18 protein-coding genes are annotated in these 17,286 nt (G+C 65.5%); all 18 read left to right on the forward strand.

From position 1 onward, the window contains the following. The first annotated feature begins 69 nt into the window (after positions 1–69). The 18 genes from ACXR2T_RS06145 to ACXR2T_RS06230 all read left to right on the forward strand — a co-directional run bounded on the left by ACXR2T_RS06145 (position 70) and on the right by ACXR2T_RS06230 (position 17,285). Complete coding sequence (locus ACXR2T_RS06145) at positions 70–2,391, forward strand: RNA ligase (RefSeq protein WP_458838740.1); 2,322 nt, start codon at positions 70–72, stop codon at positions 2,389–2,391. A gap of 77 nt (positions 2,392–2,468) precedes the next feature. Continuing rightward, positions 2,469–2,792 carry a hypothetical protein gene (locus ACXR2T_RS06150; RefSeq protein WP_458838739.1) on the forward strand — a complete coding sequence of 108 codons (324 nt, stop codon included), beginning with the start codon at positions 2,469–2,471 and terminating at the stop codon, positions 2,790–2,792. A gap of 41 nt (positions 2,793–2,833) precedes the next feature. Further along, the gene (locus ACXR2T_RS06155; protein WP_458838738.1) at positions 2,834–3,220 is read left to right on the forward strand and encodes a hypothetical protein; all 387 of its coding nucleotides are present in this window, start codon (positions 2,834–2,836) and stop codon (positions 3,218–3,220) included. 11 nt (positions 3,221–3,231) lie between these two features. Next, positions 3,232–3,597: a hypothetical protein gene (locus tag ACXR2T_RS06160; protein WP_458838737.1), complete on the forward strand. Its 366-nt coding sequence runs from the start codon at positions 3,232–3,234 to the stop codon at positions 3,595–3,597. Positions 3,598–3,603: 6 nt separating this feature from the next. Next, positions 3,604–4,065 (forward strand): hypothetical protein, encoded by a 462-nt coding sequence (locus tag ACXR2T_RS06165; protein ID WP_458838736.1) that lies wholly within the window; start codon positions 3,604–3,606, stop codon positions 4,063–4,065. Continuing rightward, positions 4,062–4,682, forward strand: a complete 621-nt coding sequence (locus tag ACXR2T_RS06170) for a hypothetical protein (protein WP_458838735.1) — start codon at positions 4,062–4,064, stop codon at positions 4,680–4,682. Before ACXR2T_RS06165 ends, ACXR2T_RS06170 begins: the two co-directional genes overlap by 4 nt. Beyond that, entirely contained in the window at positions 4,679–4,948 is a 270-nt protein-coding gene (locus tag ACXR2T_RS06175; protein ID WP_458838734.1) for a hypothetical protein, read from the forward strand. The genes ACXR2T_RS06170 and ACXR2T_RS06175 overlap by 4 nt, the downstream gene beginning before the upstream one ends. Positions 4,949–5,010: 62 nt before the next feature. Continuing rightward, positions 5,011–8,124, forward strand: coding sequence for a CAP domain-containing protein (locus ACXR2T_RS06180; RefSeq protein ID WP_458838733.1), 3,114 nt, complete (start codon positions 5,011–5,013; stop codon positions 8,122–8,124). Positions 8,125–8,280: 156 nt separating this feature from the next. Then, positions 8,281–8,766 carry a hypothetical protein gene (locus tag ACXR2T_RS06185; protein WP_458838732.1) on the forward strand — a complete coding sequence of 162 codons (486 nt, stop codon included), beginning with the start codon at positions 8,281–8,283 and terminating at the stop codon, positions 8,764–8,766. After that, complete coding sequence (locus ACXR2T_RS06190) at positions 8,759–9,034, forward strand: hypothetical protein (protein ID WP_458838731.1); 276 nt, start codon at positions 8,759–8,761, stop codon at positions 9,032–9,034. Before ACXR2T_RS06185 ends, ACXR2T_RS06190 begins: the two co-directional genes overlap by 8 nt. Beyond that, on the forward strand, positions 9,031–9,861 hold the full coding sequence (locus ACXR2T_RS06195; RefSeq protein WP_458838730.1) for a zeta toxin family protein: 831 nt from the start codon (positions 9,031–9,033) through the stop codon (positions 9,859–9,861). Before ACXR2T_RS06190 ends, ACXR2T_RS06195 begins: the two co-directional genes overlap by 4 nt. A 64-nt stretch (positions 9,862–9,925) precedes the next feature. Then, on the forward strand, positions 9,926–10,312 hold the full coding sequence (locus tag ACXR2T_RS06200; protein ID WP_489945495.1) for a hypothetical protein: 387 nt from the start codon (positions 9,926–9,928) through the stop codon (positions 10,310–10,312). A 132-nt stretch (positions 10,313–10,444) separates the two neighbouring features. Continuing rightward, a complete protein-coding gene (locus ACXR2T_RS06205; protein ID WP_458838728.1) occupies positions 10,445–11,191 on the forward strand; it encodes a hypothetical protein in 747 nt (248 codons plus the stop codon). A gap of 113 nt (positions 11,192–11,304) precedes the next feature. Beyond that, positions 11,305–12,798 (forward strand): leucine-rich repeat domain-containing protein, encoded by a 1,494-nt coding sequence (locus tag ACXR2T_RS06210; RefSeq protein WP_458838727.1) that lies wholly within the window; start codon positions 11,305–11,307, stop codon positions 12,796–12,798. Between the two features lie 102 nt (positions 12,799–12,900). Further along, positions 12,901–14,427, forward strand: coding sequence for a leucine-rich repeat domain-containing protein (locus ACXR2T_RS06215; RefSeq protein WP_489945496.1), 1,527 nt, complete (start codon positions 12,901–12,903; stop codon positions 14,425–14,427). A gap of 105 nt (positions 14,428–14,532) precedes the next feature. Then, on the forward strand, positions 14,533–15,021 hold the full coding sequence (locus ACXR2T_RS06220; RefSeq protein WP_489945497.1) for an NADAR family protein: 489 nt from the start codon (positions 14,533–14,535) through the stop codon (positions 15,019–15,021). Positions 15,022–15,249: 228 nt separating this feature from the next. Beyond that, positions 15,250–15,729 (forward strand): deoxycytidylate deaminase, encoded by a 480-nt coding sequence (locus ACXR2T_RS06225; protein ID WP_458838724.1) that lies wholly within the window; start codon positions 15,250–15,252, stop codon positions 15,727–15,729. A 59-nt stretch (positions 15,730–15,788) separates the two neighbouring features. Then, positions 15,789–17,285: a UvrD-helicase domain-containing protein gene (locus ACXR2T_RS06230; protein ID WP_458838723.1), complete on the forward strand. Its 1,497-nt coding sequence runs from the start codon at positions 15,789–15,791 to the stop codon at positions 17,283–17,285. Position 17,286: the final 1 nt, after the last annotated feature.

Genomic DNA, 17,286 nt, shown 5'->3' on the forward strand with positions numbered 1-17,286 from the left:
GCGCCCGCAAAGGCGCGTCTCCTCCCGGCCTCGAAGGGCCAGGCTTCCGCCGCCGACCGAAAGGACATCATGCGCACTCTATTTCTGCTCTCCGGCGCCCCGGGCTCCGGGAAGACCACCCTGATCAGCGCCCTGGGCGTGGAAGGCCTCGTGCTCGGCTACGACATGTTCCGCGCGCTCTTCTCCCCTGAGGTTCCCTGTGTGGACGAGTCAGGACGTGACGGCGTAACGCTGCGGCTCCCGAGCAGAGCCGAGTTCGCGGTGGTTTCCGCCACGCAGGCGGCCCTGAAGGCGCGGCTCGCGGCGGGGGCGACGGTGTTCTTTGACGCTACGAACTCCCGGGCATCAGATCAGACTGATCTCGCGCAGCTCGCGGCGAAGTACGGGTACCGCACCGTCCTGATCGACTGCCAGGGTGACCTGTCGCTGGAAACGCTGCTGGTGCGCAACCGCGCGCGCGGCTTGAAGCAGGTGAGCGCTGAGATCGTCGCTGAGATGCACGAGCGCTGCGCCGCGAAGCCGGTCAGCGCGCTGATCGACTCCGTGATCGACGGCACCCGCCCCGTGCCAGAGGTGATGGATGCCATCAGCAGGCTCGCCGCTGTCCCTGCGCTGCATATTCCGCGCGACCGCCAGGTGGTCGTGGTGGGTGATGTGCACTCGTGCGCTGAGGCGCTCGAAGAGGCCCTCCATGAGTTCGGAACCCCGCAGACCCATTGGGTGTTCGCCGGCGACCTGTTCGATCGTGGCCCCGACCCGGCAGGAGTCATGCGGATCGTGTCGGCGCTGGTCGCGGAGGGCCGCGGCACGGTGGTGACCGGCAACCACGAGCTGAACCTGCGCGCGATCAGCACTCTGTCTGAGCAGACCCGATTCAGCGACACTCGCGTAACTCGCCAGGCGCTCTTGGAGGCGGGGATTACCGAGGAGGAGCAGGTCGCGTTTGTGAACTCTACCGTCCCTGCGCTGCACATCTACATCGAAGGCGACGATCAGCCCTGGCTGGTGACGCACGGCGGCGTGGGGATCCTCACTCAGCACAAGCTGCAAGATAGCGGCCTGCTGCACGTCTCGGATACTGAGTGCGTGTACGGCCTGGGCGACCGCGGCCGCACGTACCGCGCGAAGACGAGCTACAACGTCGCGGACATGCCGCTTGTCGGTTTCCAGCTGCACGGGCACCGCAACGGCGGCACGGACGACGAACCGGTCGAGGCCGTCTCCATCGACCGCCGCGGGACCCCTGTGATCTGCCTGGAGTCAGGCGCGTCTTCCGGCGGGCACGTGAGTCTCCCTGAGCTCAGCACGAATGAGTATTACTCCGTGCATCGCTTCGACGACCGTGTGGATCCGCAGCTCGCCGCCCGCAACCGCGCCGCCACGCGCCCGGTGAAGCCGGTGGCCGCGGTGGATCCCACCGATGCGACTGATCTGCTGGAGCGCATGCGCCAGTCGGGGTGGGTCACCGTCAAGCCGGTGGATGGGGTCGCCGACGTGGTGGCCTGCAACTTCACGCGCCAGGCATTCCAGCGCGGCGCGTGGGACGACCTCACCGTGCATGCCCGCGGGCTGTTCATCAACGCCGCCACCGGCAAGATTGTCGCGCGCGGGTACGAGAAGTTCTTCCATATCGGAGAAGCGCCGGGACGCTCCCTCGACGGCTGGCTGAACGAGCACGTCACCGCCTACCCGGTCCAGCTACGGAAGAAGTACAACGGCTACCTCGCGCTCGTCTCCTCGCTGGGCGACGGCAAGCTCGCGGTGTTCTCGAAGGCTGGGGTTACGAGCTACGCCAAGCACGCACGCGAAATGCTGCTCACCCACTTGGGCAACGGCGCGGAAGCGGCGCTGGCGGGAATGTTGGAGCGCACGAACACTACCGCTGTGTTCGAAGTGATCGCCGCGCACGACACCCACCCGATCGCGGAGTCGGGTGAGGACCGCCTGGTGCTGCTCGACTGCATCTTGAACGAGGTCACGTTCCGCACTGATGACCGTATCCGCACCGGGATCAGCCGCCGCTTCGGATTCGAGGTCGCCGAGGCGGAGCAAACTCTCTTCACCCCTGACGAGCTCGCGGCCGCCCTGAAAGCTGCCGCTGATCGGCCCGACGAGGGCGTAGTGATCGTGGACGCGCACGGCTACCGCAGCAAGGTGAAGGCGCACATGTACGCCGAGCGGAAGTCGGCCCGCACCGCGCTCGAGCGGTACTGGCGCGGCACCGCCGATACTCTCGGGCCGCGTTTCGCCGCGCTGGAAGCGGCGCTCCATCAGCACCAGCTGCTCGCCGCCGTGCGCCGGGGAGGGTTCACCGTGCACGGGGTGGATGGCCAGCCTCGTCTCGACCTCGCCGGAGTGTTTGACGCGCTCGAGAAGCTCGACCGAAAGTAGGAATCATGTCTCGCGCTCCCCTGGTCCGCAAGGACTATAACAAGCCGAACCGCTGCCCTGCCTGGAGCGGACCCGGAATGGATCTCACCTACCCCTGGGAGCGCCGCCCGCCAGGCTGCCAGAACGGTTCCTCGGGCTACTACGCCGCGCACCGCGCCCTGGATGAACGATTCCCTGAGGCGTCGCTCGGTGCTCCGGCGACGGAGGCCGAGGCGCGGGCGTACCGTCGGGAGATGCGGCGCATCGGCTGGCAGTTCCACCGATGCGCTGAATGCGGCACCCGGACGCTGCCGCTGAACTTCCGCCGCTTCGACCCGGACTGGTGGTGGTTCAAGACCCTGTTCTGGCCGTTATGGCGGCTCAGGATGCGACTGGCGGATCGTGCCCGCCGCGTCCCATAGGGCAAGAAAGCAATCCGAAAGACCCGCAGAAAGGGGCCACTGTGAGCACGCCGCCCATGTTCGACCTCGACGGTTTCGTCCAGGTCAGCTGTTCCACTGCCGACGCAATCCTGTGCGGCTCGCGGGCGCCCGAGCTCGGCTCCGGCCGCGGCGCCGCCTGGGGCAGCATCCGGCCGTCCAGCTCGCTCACCGACCCGGACGGCGAGTACGGGAGCCCGCTTGTTTACACGGAGTGGTCGTTCGAGAAGAACGACTATGTCGCGCTGCGCGAATACCAGTTCCCGGGCGACGACCGACTGTGCGAGCACTGGGTGCCCGGTCCTGGCTTCGATCATCAGCGCTTCCTGCGCGGCAACCAGCCCGCGGAAGACGAAGAGCCCACGGAGACGGACAGAGCACCCGCCGAGAAGCCTGACGGCGCGAAGTAGGGAGCAACCTCATGTCTGAATTTCACGCCCCGATCGCAGGCACTCTCCTGCACACCGCCGCCGCCCGCCTCGAAGCGCAAGCAGGAGAAGAAGGGTCACATCTCGACACCGCTCGCCGCGTGCTGCACGCCGCATTCCCAGACGGGGTTGACGTGGTGGGATCAGCCACCGCTCAGCTGACGGCGGATCGGATCCACGACGGCGCCGACGCGATCATGCTCGACGGCTCATGGAGCCCGAGCAGGCAGCCCGACTTCGACCCTGATTCGGTCCGGTGGCTTGCACGCTGGGCGATCGAATCAGCTCTCGGGCTCCCAGCCACCCCGCACGCCCCCGGCCAAGCGCTCACCGGCACCGCCCCAGCACCTCAGGAGTAGAACACTTTGGCACGCAGAATTGAACGGATCCGGGCAAACCGCAGCCTGAACGCCCTGATCATCACCACGAAACCGGAGAAAGCGTTCGACGGGTACGGCGCGTTCGGCTACCTCCTCGCGGACGGTGACCAGCATACGGCTGACACGCGCACGTTCGCGGCGGAACTGCGGGAGAAATACGGCGCGCGTCTATTCCGCCGCCGCGCCCGCCTGGACCGGATCCCAGAGCTTCAAGACGGCACCCTTATTAACCTCGCGGGTGGCGCGTTCGCGGCGTTCACCACCTTCGACGGGCTCGGGCACGCCGAACGAGACGCGCTCGCCGCGCACCGCCGCCACCCGGAACTCGCGCTCGGCTACATCGCCCGCACCCGCCGCACCGCTAACCCGCACGCCCGCCCTGTCGTGCACGACGACATCGCCGCCGACATTCACCGCCGGCTCACTGCCGAAAGGAATCCATCATGAAACAGCCCGCCCTGGTGTACCGCACCATCTCCCCCGCCGCGCTCACCTGGTGGCGTGACGCCATCGCCCGTGACCAGGCCGTCGCTGATCGGCGAAAGGAATACTGTGCTGCCCTGCTCGCCGAGTTCGGACCGGTCGGGAAGCGGTACCAGTACGACAGCGAGGAGATCGACGAACGCCCGCTCATGCGCGACGACCGAAACAAGGTCACCGGTGTGCTCAGCGCGTCAGGCGAACAGCCGCCGGGCGGCACCGGCTGGCGGCTCGACGCGCACACAGGGTTCTGGAAACCGGACCTGCGCACCAAGGCTGGGAAAGCTCGCGCCGCGGAGCTCGAAGCGCTCGCCGGGATCGACCTGCGCGCCGAAGCTGAACAGCACATCGGCCTGCCCTCCATGTTCTTCGGGACCGGGATGATGTACCGGCCCGCCCTCACGTTCGATCCGGACGAACAAGCAATCTACACCCGCTGGCCTGCCGCGGAATGTCGCGCCGCGATGCCCGCCGACCTCACCGCCAGCACCGGTGTCGTCTGGGAGGAAGTGCCGCTGAGCGTCTGGCACGCCGCGCAAGAGGTCCGCGTTGCCGAGGCCGATCAGGAAGGGAGCACGCTATGATCACCACCCCGCGCATCCTGCGCATCCGCCGCTCCCGCGTCGCCCTGACCCTCGTCGGCAGCGGCCTCGCTGTAGCTGCGTTCCTTTGGCACAGCACCCCGATCATGCTCACCGCCTGCGCCGTCTTTCTCGCCGCGATAGTGATCAGGTTCCGCGAAGCCGCGGCCGTCATCGACGAGATCACCGCTCAGTTCGAGACGGAAAACAGCGGCCCCGACAGCGTTACAGATGGGGCGAAGCAAGAAATCGACGGGCGCGTCCCATAGCTCCAGGCGGAACATGCTTGACCCCACCCGGCTCTGACGAGCCCGACCCAAAGGAAGACACTTTGAAGAAGAACGTCACCCGCCCCGCTGCGGGCAAGCTCACCGCCGCGGCCGTCATCGCTGCGACCGGAATCTCGGCCCTCGGCGCCACCCCTGCCCTTGCGAGCGATGAAGCAGCCCCGGTCGAGACACCGGCTGTCGAGGTGGATCAGGTGGTCGCCGCTGAGGAAGCCGTAGCCGCCGCGGCCGCCGCTACCCCGGCCGAGAATGTTGCCGCGCAGGAGCAGATCGACATCGCTGTGCAGGAAGTCTCTGACGCTGGCGTGCTCCTGGAAGAGGCCCGCACCGAGCAGCAGGGTGCCGCTGAGCAGGTGGACCAGGCGCAGGACGTCGTGGACACCACCGCGCAGGGCGTGACCGATGCTGAGCAGGCTTTGGATGCCGCCACGAATACACCCGACGTGGTGGATGCCACCGCTAAGGTCACCGAGGCTACCGGCAAGCTCGAGAACGCCAAGGATGCGCTGCAGAGCGCTGCCGATGCTGTGACTGAGCAGGAGCAGGCCGCCGCAGGCGCTGACCAGAACGTCACCGACAGTGAGCAGGCGCTCCGCGATGCCGAAGCAGCGGCTCAGGACGCCAAAGACAAGGCATCAGTGTTCGATGAAGATGCCCTCGAGGCGGCCGATCGCGCCGCGGCGGCGCTGAAGAACGCCGACAAGGCCACTGCCGAAGAAAAGGCGCAGGCGGCCCAGGAGGCGGCCGACGCCCTCAGTGACGCGGCGGAGCGTGTGGAGGCGGCTAAGCAGGCCGCCCTCGACGCTGACGACCCGGAGAAGGTCGCCGAAGCGGTCGAAGCTGCCGCAGACGCGGCCACCGAGCTCGACGCGGCCAAGGATGCGCTCCCCGGCATCGTGCAGAGCGCCCAGGATGCTGAGGCATCATTCACCCGCGCGCAGGCGGCCGCCCAGGCCGCCGCCGCTGACAAGAGCGTGTCACAGGCCGGGCGCGACCGCCTACAGGCCATCTCAGATGCGGCCGCGAAGAACCTCGCCCAGGCGCTCGCCGAGAAGGCCGCTGCTGAGCAGGATCAGGCCCTCGCGCAGGACGTGAAGGACGCCGCCGACGCGCTCGCGGGCGCAGCACAGACGGAGAAGCAGGACGCGGCGGCTGAGTTGCTCCGCGCCCAGAACGAACGCACCGCCGCCTCCACCGCCCTGCAGGATGCGAAGCAGCGCGCAGCTGACCTGAAGCTCGCTGCTGAGAACGCGGAGCGCCTCGCGCAGATGGGCGCGGCCGGCTACTTCGAGCAGATGGGCGCGACGGATGCGTACCGCGTGCTCACCGACCCGACCGTCACCCACTACCTCGACAACATTGATCTCGGGGCCGTGAGTGACACCACCAGCCTCGCCAACATGATCCGCGCGCTGCAGTACATCCAAGAGGGCAACGCCATCCGCGCCTCGCTGGGCCTTGCACCGCTCGAAGTGACCGACACCCTCATGGCCGTCGCAATGGCAAACACTGACCACGCCCGCACCACCTGGAATCACCCGGATCAGTTCCGCGGCGTATCGGAGAACCTCGCGTTCGGCTACAACGACAAGTTCGGCACCAGCCCGTTCACCGGCTGGTACAACAACGAGAAAGTCGTGTTCGACGACGCTGTAGCGTCCGGAAAGTACCCCGGCCTGAGCACCATGTCGGCGTACGACATCTCCGTCACCTACCCCGACCTGTACCCCAACATCGGACACTACCTCAACATCATCGACCCCGACTCCACCGTCACCGGGTTCGCTATCGAAGGCTCCACCCAGGGCCAAGTCTTCAACTCTGGCTCCACCATCAAGGGCAAGGGCAACACCTCCCTGAACATGGGCCGCACCCTGTCAGCCGAGGACTACCTCGCAAGCCTGCTGAACTACCAGTCCAGCATCAACGGGGCACAGGACGCGTACGAAGAAGCGCTCGCCGCCATTGAGGCTGCGCAGCAGCGCGCCGACGCCTCCCTCACCGCCCTGAACGCTGCCGAGGAGCGCCGCACCGCCGCGAACACCGCGGCGACAGACGCTGCCGCCGCGCAGCAGGACGCTGACCGTGCCCTCGCCGATGCGATCGCGGCGGTCACAGTCACCACCGCTGACGTGACCGCCGCCCAGCAAGATGTTGATGCTGCTGCCACCGACCTGTCGGCCGCGCAGAGCGACCTGGACGCGAAGGCTGTTGTTGACGCGCAGGCGCAGGCCGACCTCGCGGCAGCCACGGCGGACCGTGAAGCTGCCCAGGCCACCAAGACCGCGGCGGAGGAGCGCGCCACTGCCGCACGCAGCGCAAAAACGGCCGCTGACCAGCGCGTGGTTGATCTTGTCGACGCGAAGGCTGCGCTGGATGCTGCGAACGAGCAGTATGCCGATGCCACCCAAGCAGAGACCGACGCGCAGGGTGCTCTCGATGCGGCGTCGCAGCAGCTCGCCACCAGCACCGCCGTCCACGAGCGCGCTCTGGCTGACCTGGCCGAGGCACGCGACGCGTTCGCGGCAGCCGCTGACGCTGACCAGGCCGTAGCCGGGGCTCAGCAGGATCTCGCGGACGCGAAGACCCAGGCTGAGGACGCTCGCACCGTGCTCGACGGACTGCGCGATGACCAGAGCGCCGCGCAGGACGATGTGACCGCGGCAGAGGAAGCCCTGAAAGCTGCACGCGCGCTGCTCGCTGAGGCCCAGGCTGCCGCCCGCCCCGGTGTGCTCGTCGCCGAGAAGAACCTGGCTGATGCTCAGGCCCTCCACGCTGAGGCGCTGGAAGTGCTCGCGAAAGAACAGGCCGCCAAGGACGCCGCCGACCAGAAGGTCGATGACGCGCAGGCAGCCTACGACCAGGCCGTCAAGAACGAGGCTGATGCTCGCCAGAAGTTGGCCGATCTGGAAGCAGCGCAGAAGGAGCAGGAGGAGGCCGAGAAGGCCCTCACCGAGGCGCTGCGCCAGCATGAGGAAGCGCAGCGCGACTCCTCGGGCGTGGTGACCGCCGGCCTGAGCGGCCCCACCGCCGCAAACACTGACCTGCTGGCGCACACCGGCTCAGGCAGCACCAGCCTGATGCTCGGCGCCGCATCGCTGCTGGCGCTCGCCGGCGCCGGGGCTGCGCTGGCGGGCCGCCGCCGCCAGCGAGTGTAGTCAAAGGCCTGAACACCTATCCACCGCATAAGCGGCCAGGCCCATAACAAGGTCCGGCCGCATATGCGGTGGATTCTTTGGCGCAGAGCGGAAGATTCACGACCGCGTCCCATAGTGGCAGTGAGAGGGAAACGCTCTCGCTAAAGGAGGATCATCTTGAGCAGCATTCGTCCCGGTCGAGTAGCGATCGGCGTCGCCGGAGTAGTGATCGTCGCTCTCGCCGCTCTGCTCTCTCGCGGCGCAGGGCTACGCGTCAAGACGCCACCGAGCACATCAGTAGGGAAACCCGTGAGTACACCGTTTCCTCAAGTGAGCTCGAGTATCAACACGGTCACACCTAAGTCCACCCTGACCGCCACGCCAGGCACTATCAGGCTCGGGCGTGTGCGCAGCGTCCTCGCTGGTCTGGGCTTCACCTCGATAGCACTTGGCTTCGCCGACTTCGACGCTCGCTTCTGGGCGGCAGGCGGCGGGCTCATTCTCGCCGCGCTCGTCGTCTGGTACGGCCAAGGGCTGGCTCTAGCTCGACTGAGCGGAGGCCGAATGCGACCGACCACGCCGAGGCAGGACTGGGCACGCGCCGCGTCCCATAGCGCGGGTGAGAGGGAAACACCCTCACTCGAAGGAGCGCCCCGTGCCTGAACCGACCGATCTGACCGTCGACCCGAGCATCATCCTCACGCCGATTGAAATCGCGTGCGGAGTGACCACCGAGCAGGTGCGAGCGCTCCGCCCGCGCGTGCTCATCTTCGACGGGGGCACCGCGGTGGCGGTGTCATCGACCGCTTCGCCCGCTCTCGCTACCGCTACGGCCCGGTACGCGCTCGGGCGAGAAGTGGCGTACGACGGGTTCAATGACGGATTCAATGTGCTCGGCCTGGCAATCTACCGCGCAGCGGACGCGGCGTGAGCGCGGCTTTCGAGCCGCTGGAGGCCCGCCAACTGGACGAGATATACCGGCGCGCAGTATCACCCATGCTGTTTGACGGGCGCGCGCACGAGCATGAGCAGCCGGAGTTACTTATCGTGGGAGGCCAGCCCGGCGCGGGGAAGACGACGATCATCCGCGATCGGCTGAACCTTCCCCACGGCACGGTCCCGATCATCGGGGACGAGCTACGCCGGTTCCATCCACGATACGACGAGCTGCTCCAGGCCGGACCCTGCGAAATGCCGAGGCACACCGACCAGGCTCTCGGCGCATGGGTGTCACGAGCGCTTGACGAGGCCCTGCGCCGCCGCGCTCATGTGGCGCTCGAAGTCACGCTGCGCACCGAAGCAGTGCTAATCACGGCCCACGAGTATGCCGAGCACGGATACGCCGTGCGACTGAACGCCCTCGCTGTGCCCCGCGCCCGCAGCCTGGTGTCGCTCGCCACCCGGTACCTGCAGCAACACACGGAGCACGGCCACGGTCACTTGACCAGGCTCGAGAAGCATGACGCCGCCTACGACGAAATGCCCGCTACCGTGCACGCGCTGCGTGCGGCTGGTGTTCTGGACCAGGTCATTCTCAGCACTCGCCAACGGCCGCGCGGTGTGCCGTGTTCTGCCGCCGCGGGCGGAGTTGCGGGAGAGCTCGACCGCATCCGGCACGGCTTCTCCCCTACCGCCACCTGGCGTCGCACAGCATCGCGCGCTGCTGACGGACTGGCCGGATTGCACCCCAATGACCCGGACGCAGAACGTCTCACTCAGGCGATCCGGGCGCTGCTGGACACTTGCCGAGCAAGGTAGTTGACTCTTGGGCGGCAAGAGATCAGCGGCTGCGTCCTATAGTGCAGGCAGGAGGGAAACGCCCTTGCCCGGATACGCAAAAGCGAAAGGTATCACCATGTACTCAAGCTCGATTTACGGTGAAATCACCAAGCCCATCGCATTCGCCACCAACGATCGTGGTGAAACCCTCGCACTTGTTTCGATTGCTATGACTAACTATCGCATGGTCAACGGCACTCCCGAAGCCACCGCCTATGACGTAAACGTCCTGCAGGTTATCCCTCAGGGTCGAACTGACATCATGCAGCGCGTTGCTTCACTCACCACCGGAGTGACAGTAAACGCCATGGCACTTCTTGACGATTGCCGCACCGTAAACGGTGTTGATTACTACGCAGTATCTGACCAGGGCTTCCTGGTCGTGCCCGGCGGCGCAGGGGCGACAGCGGGCAGCCGGAAACATAGCTAGACCAGAGCCCCGAGCAAGGCGGCGTTGACGCGATCATCGAGTCAGCGCCGCCTTGTGGTCGTTCAAGGCCCGGTCTCCTGCGCCCGTCCCATAGAGCAGGCAATCAACCCGCCCCGTCCTCAGGAGCTCACCGTGCCCCCGAAGAAACATCGCCCCACCGACCCGATGCTCGCGGGCCTTGTGCTGCGCGGCGCGGCCTCGCACGACATTTACCAGCACAGCGCACTGTCCAGCACTGAGACGGTGCGCACCGTGCTGGAAGGTCAGCTCGCTCAGCGGGTGCGCCGCCGCTTGGAGCTCCCGCCAAGCCAGAAAGTCTGGCTGAAAGAGCGCTTCTGGGAGGGCGGCACCGACTGCACCCGCGAATGCGCGGTCGAGTTCGTGGTCGGCGGTGGCACGGGCGCAGACGCTACGGGGCAGGTGTTCTATCCCGACGACGCTTCCGAGGACCGTTGGACGCCGCGCGCCCGGGACTCGGTGTATGCGCGGTTCGACCACTGGCTGAGCGCCGCGCACACGGACGCCCGCTGCTGGACGTCGTGGACGGACGAAGCCGCGCGGGAGCAGAACGGGAACTATGCCAAAATCCCGGTGCCGCTCACCGGTGCTCTCGGCGCGGCGGCCGCGCGCGGTCGGGAACCGCTCAGCAGCGCATACTTCTGGGGCGCACGCCGCACCGAAGGCTGGTCATGGGAGCTTCACACCATCGCCCTGCGCGGCTTCCCACGCCCTGAGCACGGGGATGTGTTCCATCCGCGCGTGGACACCCACCGGTTCGATCTGCGCACCCGTACCGCTGCCGAGACGCTGACGGACCGTCGTCGCCTCCTCATGCACGCGACCGACCGGGTCATGCCGGGACGCGCGCCGCTGCTGTAGCTTGCGCGCGCGTCCGTCGTGCTGCTGAAACACGACTGTTGAGCCAGGTTCGCATGCGCCCTTGGCGAGCCGCCCGACCGCCGGGCGAATCTGCCACAGGAGGCAATTTCGTTATGAGCAGCCCGATCAAAACCGCGGCAGCGAAGTCCCTCTCCGGACTCGCTCTCGCCGGCGTCGCCGTCACCGGCCTCGCCACCCCGGCATTTGCCGCCGACCCACCCTCGCCCGTCACCGTGGAAGACCCTGCCCTGCAGAAATGCGTGAATGACGCCTTTGAACAGGCGGGAGACAGGCCTGTAGTGAGCCTGAACTGCTTCAGCCAGGGCGTCAAGTCGATCGCCGGAGTAGAGCAGCTGAAAGACCTGAAGTACATGGCGATCGGCGATGCCGACTTCTCCGACCTGAGCCCCGTCGCAGGCCTGACAGATTTGACTTCGCTGAGTGTGAGCAGCAGCCGTGTCACTGATATTTCGAGCGTTGAAAATCTGACCAATCTCACTGATCTGGGGATTTCATCATCACTTTCTGCGTCAAGCCTGGAGTCACTGGGGAATCTCACGAAGCTGAAGCGTCTCGGCTTTAACGGGGCAAAGATCGAGGACTTCTCCGTTGTTTCGTCTCTCTCGAATCTGGAGGCCTTGGACATTATGGGGTGCGAGAGCGGCGCCTCTGTCGTAAACGGCGCGCAAGGCGTGCCCTCGATCGGGTTTATCGAGGGCTTGGACAAGCTCCATAAGCTCAGTGTCACATGCGCTCTCGTCACAGACCTTTCGCCAGTGCTTCACGCGCCATCTCTCACGAGCTTGGCGGTAAATGGCGGAGCGCTAAAAAATGAAGACGTCACCGTACTGCAGCAGCACCCCAAACTGGGAAGCGTAACCCTCAACTCAAACCAGATCACTGATGCCTCTGCCCTCGGCTTCCTGAAAGACAGGATGTGGACTCAGGATTCGACGGTGGGGCCAATTCCCTCTGTGCTGAGCTTGAACAACCAGTTCATCAATGGAAAAGGGGTGCCGTCAACGATCGAGACCGGCACCGGCCTGATCGACTGGCCCGTTGACATCGACGGCAAGCGCGTTGAGTTGCAGGTAGACCGAATCGGAAACGACTCCTCTCGCACTCCGACATCTGACTTTGGGCTCAAAGACGGAAAGGTCGTCTTCACCGAGCCGGGCTACTTTGAGATGCGGTTCAACAGTGATCTGGGAGAGCTCTCGCACCCCTTCCTCAAAGGCGCTTTCACCGGACACGTCGGCCCAGTGGTCGTCACGGGCGATGCCACGCCTCCCATCGACCCGGTAGATCCGGAGAACCCCGAGCCTGAGACCCCGCCGGTAGACCCTGTTGACCCAGAAAAGCCCGGCACCACGCCACCCACCGATGATGGCACGGACGATGACCAAGAGCAGCCCGACGAGAAGCCCGGCGCCGGCGAAGAAGACCAGCAGCAGCCCGCCGCTCCGACGGACTCGCAAGCCGCGCCTAGCGAAGAGCTCGCAAGCACGGCCTCGCAGCATGCAGGTTTCATCGGCGCCGCAGCTGCCGGCGTGCTCGGCTTAGCGGCAGTCGGACTGGGGATCGCTCGACGACCACGCCGCGTGTAGCGCTGCGGTCGTTGTTCCAGTCGGGCGGCTCGCCAGGTTCGCATGCGCCCTTAGCGAGCCGCCCGACCGCCGGGCGAATCTGCCACAGGAGGCAATTTCGTTATGAGCAGCCCGATCAAAACCGCGGCAGCGAAGTCTCTCTCCGGACTCGCTCTCGCCGGCGTCGCCGTCACCGGCCTCGCCACCCCAGCATTCGCCGCCGACCCGCCCTCGCCCGTCACAGTGGAAGATCCCGCCCTGCAAAAATGCGTGGACGAAATGTACGAACGAGGAGGCCCCAGGGAGCTTCAATGTTTCGACAAAGGTGTTACGTCCCTTGTCGGGCTCGAGCAGGTGAAAGACCTCAAAGCAGCCTCGCTCGGGAAGAACAGTATTTCAAACTACGGTCCACTGTCGTCGTTGAATCAGCTTGGCTCGCTTTCCCTCACCGCCACTAGCGACGCTGATCTCTCGCCTCTCAATGGCCTCACCAAGCTCACGAATCTCATGCTGGACGGAGACGGCGCAGGGGGCAGGTTCTCTGACCTCGATCCGTTGGCATCGCTTACCAACCTCACCAAGTTGTACGTGTCAAGCGCGTCGGATCCTGACGCCTCAGCGCTGTCGTCGCTCACCAAGCTGGAATCTCTCACGATCATGTCCTGCAGGCTAGACAACGCCGCACCCCTCACCAGCATCGGCTTCATCGAGAGCATGAGCAGCCTCAAGCGGCTCCACATCGGATGTTCTAGCGTCTCGGACGTCTCCCCCGTGCTGAAAACGACGTCCCTCGAAGAGCTTCACGCGTACAACGGCCACATCTCTGACGTGAGCATGCTCTCGCAACACCCTAAGCTCGCCTACGTTGACTTCTCACAGAACAGCATTTCTGACATTTCGAGCCTTGCTGTCATCAAAGACCGCACCTGGGGCCACGACAACGCCGGAGGCCCCAGCGACGCCTTCCTGAACGTGAGAAGCCAGGACATCGGCCCGGGCGATTGGCAAGACCCCAACGGCTACGACAATCTGTACAGTCGTATCGCGAACACGGGCGAAGAAGCTTTCGACTGGCCGGTGGGTCTTGACGGCGAATTTGTCGAGCTCGAGTCGATTGAAAGGCTGGGCTACGAGGACTATCGCGCGTCTGACGCTTACGAGCGTCGAGGCGGCAAGTTCGTATTCACTGCGCCCGGTAAGTACGTTGTCTCGTTCGACAGCAGTCTAGGAGACCTGGGCACTCCTGATAACGACTCACAAACCGTCGGCAAGTACGCCGGAAGCGCATCGTTCACGGTGAAGGACTCCGGAGGCGTCCAGCCCCCGGTTGACCCCGAGAAGCCGGAGAAGCCAGAGCCGGAGACCCCCGAGCCCACTCCGCCGATTGACCCTGTTGACCCAGAGAAACCCGGCACTACGCCTCCCACTGACGAAGGCACGGACGACGAACAGGAGCAGCCTGGCGAGAAGCCCGGCGCCGGTGAAAAGGGCCAGCAGCCCGCCGATCCGACGGACTCGCAAGGCACGTCTGGCGAGAATCTCGCGAACACAGCTTCACAGCACACTGGCCTAATCGGAATGGCTGCCACAGGAGCGCTCGGCCTAGCGGCCGCCGGAATGGCCATCATCCGCCGCCGTCGCCGCGCGTAGACCGCATGCAAGACGCGCGCCCCGGGTCGATCCCTGACCCGGGGCGCGCGTCCCATAAGGCGGGAACAGGGCGGCGCACTCGCGTCTCCTGCGAAAGGAGAGACCGTGTCTACCGACCCGATCCGCACGTTCAGTAAAGAATTTCGTTTCCTGTCAAACTTCTGGTCCGCCGAGGTCATTCTTGACGGAGAGCGCTACCCGACGGTCGAGCATGCGTATCAGGCTGCGAAACGGCTTGAGCCCGAGTATCGCGCTCGGATCCGCACACTGGAGCGCGCCGGCCAGGCCAAGCGCGCCGGGCAAGCTGTCACCCCGCACGATGAATGGCTGAATGTGCGTGTGCAAACAATGCTGCAGCTCACCCGGCAGAAATACCGTCACCCCGATCTTGCCCGAAAGCTCCTCGCTACCGGTGATCGCTCACTTTTCGAAGGGAACGACTGGCACGACACGTTCTGGGGGCGCTGCCTCTGCGACGAGCACCGCGGAGCGGGAGACAACGTGCTCGGAAGCATGCTCATGCTCGTGCGTTCCTCGCTGCGCGCCGACCTCACTCGTACCGCCCCCATCACGATCGACTGGAACAAAGATTGAACAGCACTGAGCACGACCATCCACGCTGCCCGTGGGGGCGCCCCTGTCTGCGCCCACCGACGGCTCACGTCGTCATTGAGCGCCCGTGCGGGGATGAGCCGCAAGCGCCGGTGCCCACCTGTGATGAGCACTTGAAAATGCTGCACCGGCACGGCGGCACCGCTCCGGTCCCGTCCGAATGTACTGAGTGCGGACAGACGAACGCATTACGCGTGACCGAGGTGCGCGATGTCTAGGCGCCCCGCGGCCGAGGTCGCCACCTGGGACGAAACGTTCATGGCAATGGCGGAGATCGTGAAGCGCCGCTCGAAGGACCCCAGCACGCAGGTCGGTGCGGCGCTCGTCTCCCCGGACCGGCGCGTGCTGAGTCTCGGCTACAACGGCACCCCGAACGGGTTCGATGACGCTGATTTCTCATGGGGCAAAGACAGCGACGACCCCCTGGACACGAAATATCCGTACGTCATTCATGCTGAACGAAACGCCGTCCTAAACTTCCGTGGCAGCCTGCGCGAGCTCGCCGGCGCGACCGCGTACGTCACTCACTTCCCGTGCAACGAATGCGCGAAAGAGCTGATTCAGGTCGGTATTCGCCGGGTCGTGTATCTCCACCCGTACGACTCCGCGCAGGGCCTCGCCGAAGCTTCGGTGCGCATGTTCGCGCGGGTCGGGGTGACTACTGAACAGTTCGAGCCGCGCACTTTGTAAGGCTTCCGGGAACCGGTCTGCGCGTCCTATAGGGCAGGCAGACCGGAAGGAAGCCCAAATTGTCTACGTTCTCCCCCACTGAAGAGCAGCAGATCGCGCTCTGGTACTACCGCAGCGCCGAAGACCTCGTCATCGAGGCCGCCGCAGGCGCAGGCAAGACCAGCACACTCGAGCTCCTCGCCCGCTACGCCCCGAACCGTCGCGGGTACTATCTCGCGTTCAACCGTGGGATCGCACAAGAGGCGAAAGAACGGTTCGCAGGCACCGGCGTGCAGGCGCTCACCATGCACTCGCTCGCGCTCCGCAGCGTGCCGCCCTTCTTCCGCGAGAAGCTCGCCCGCGCCAACAAGTTCACCAACTGGGGCACTGTCGCGAAAGCGCTCTCCATTGACGAGGACTTCCGTTTCACCTCGGAAACCGCGCGCTTCACTGACCGTATCCGACGCGAGCAGCTGGTGCGCTGCGTGCGCGACACGGCCGCGAAATTCATGCGCTCCGCCACCCGAGAGCTCACGTTCGAGCATGTGCAGTATCCCCGCAACCTGGTCGTGGATGAAGCCGGCATGGCGGAGCTTGGGGCGGTAATCCTGCACTACGCGCAGCTGCTGTGGCAGGACTACGCTTCGCCGGACGGACGGCTCCCGCTAGTGCATGACGCATACCTCAAATACTGGCAGCTCTCGAACCCGGTGCTCCCCGCAGATTTCATCATGCTGGACGAGAGCCAGGACGCCGATGAACTCATGACGTCTGTGCTGCTGCAACAGCAGACGCAGCGCATTCTCGTCGGCGACCGCAACCAGGCGATCTATAGCTGGCGCACCGGCACCGTCAACGCGATGGATGCGCTGCCCAACGCTCACCGTGCCCAGCTCACGCAGTCGTTTCGATTCGGCCCGCGCGTCGCGGAAGAGGCACAGAAGTGGCTGGATCTCCTCGGCGCAGATTTGAACATCACCGGCACCGAATCCATCACGTCGACAGTGGAGCAGCAGGTGCACCGACCCGATGCGATCATCTGCCGCACGAATGCCGGCGCGATTGTGGATGTACTCGGTTCGCTGCGGCGTCGTACGGCGGTCGGGATTGCCGGAGACCGGAAAGCGGCGGAGCTATCGAAGCTCGCGCAGGCTGCGGTGGACTTGAAGAAAGGGCGCCGCACCCGTCACGCCGAGTTCCAGGTGTTCGAAACCTGGGATCAGCTGGTCGAGTTCGCGCAGTCTGAAGACGGCGGCGAGATCGAATCGCTCGTGAACATCATCAACCGGTTCGGCGGCCAAAGTGTCGTCGATGCGATCGACTCGTGCGACATGGACGGCGCCGACGTTGTGGTGAGCACCGCGCATATCGCCAAGGGCCTCGAATGGGGCCGTGTCTCGATCGCTGATGACTTCCCCAGCCCTGTGCTGTCCCGTGAGCGGGACGAGCTTCCGCAGCTGCGCGCGGAAGAAGCTCGTCTGGCGTACGTCACCGTCACGCGCGCGAAGCGTGCCCTCGGCGTGGGCGGGCTCAGCTGGGTCGACTCGTACGCCCCCGGAGAAATCGAACTGACCTAAG

The sequence above is a fragment of the Leucobacter faecis genome (assembly GCF_054456635.2).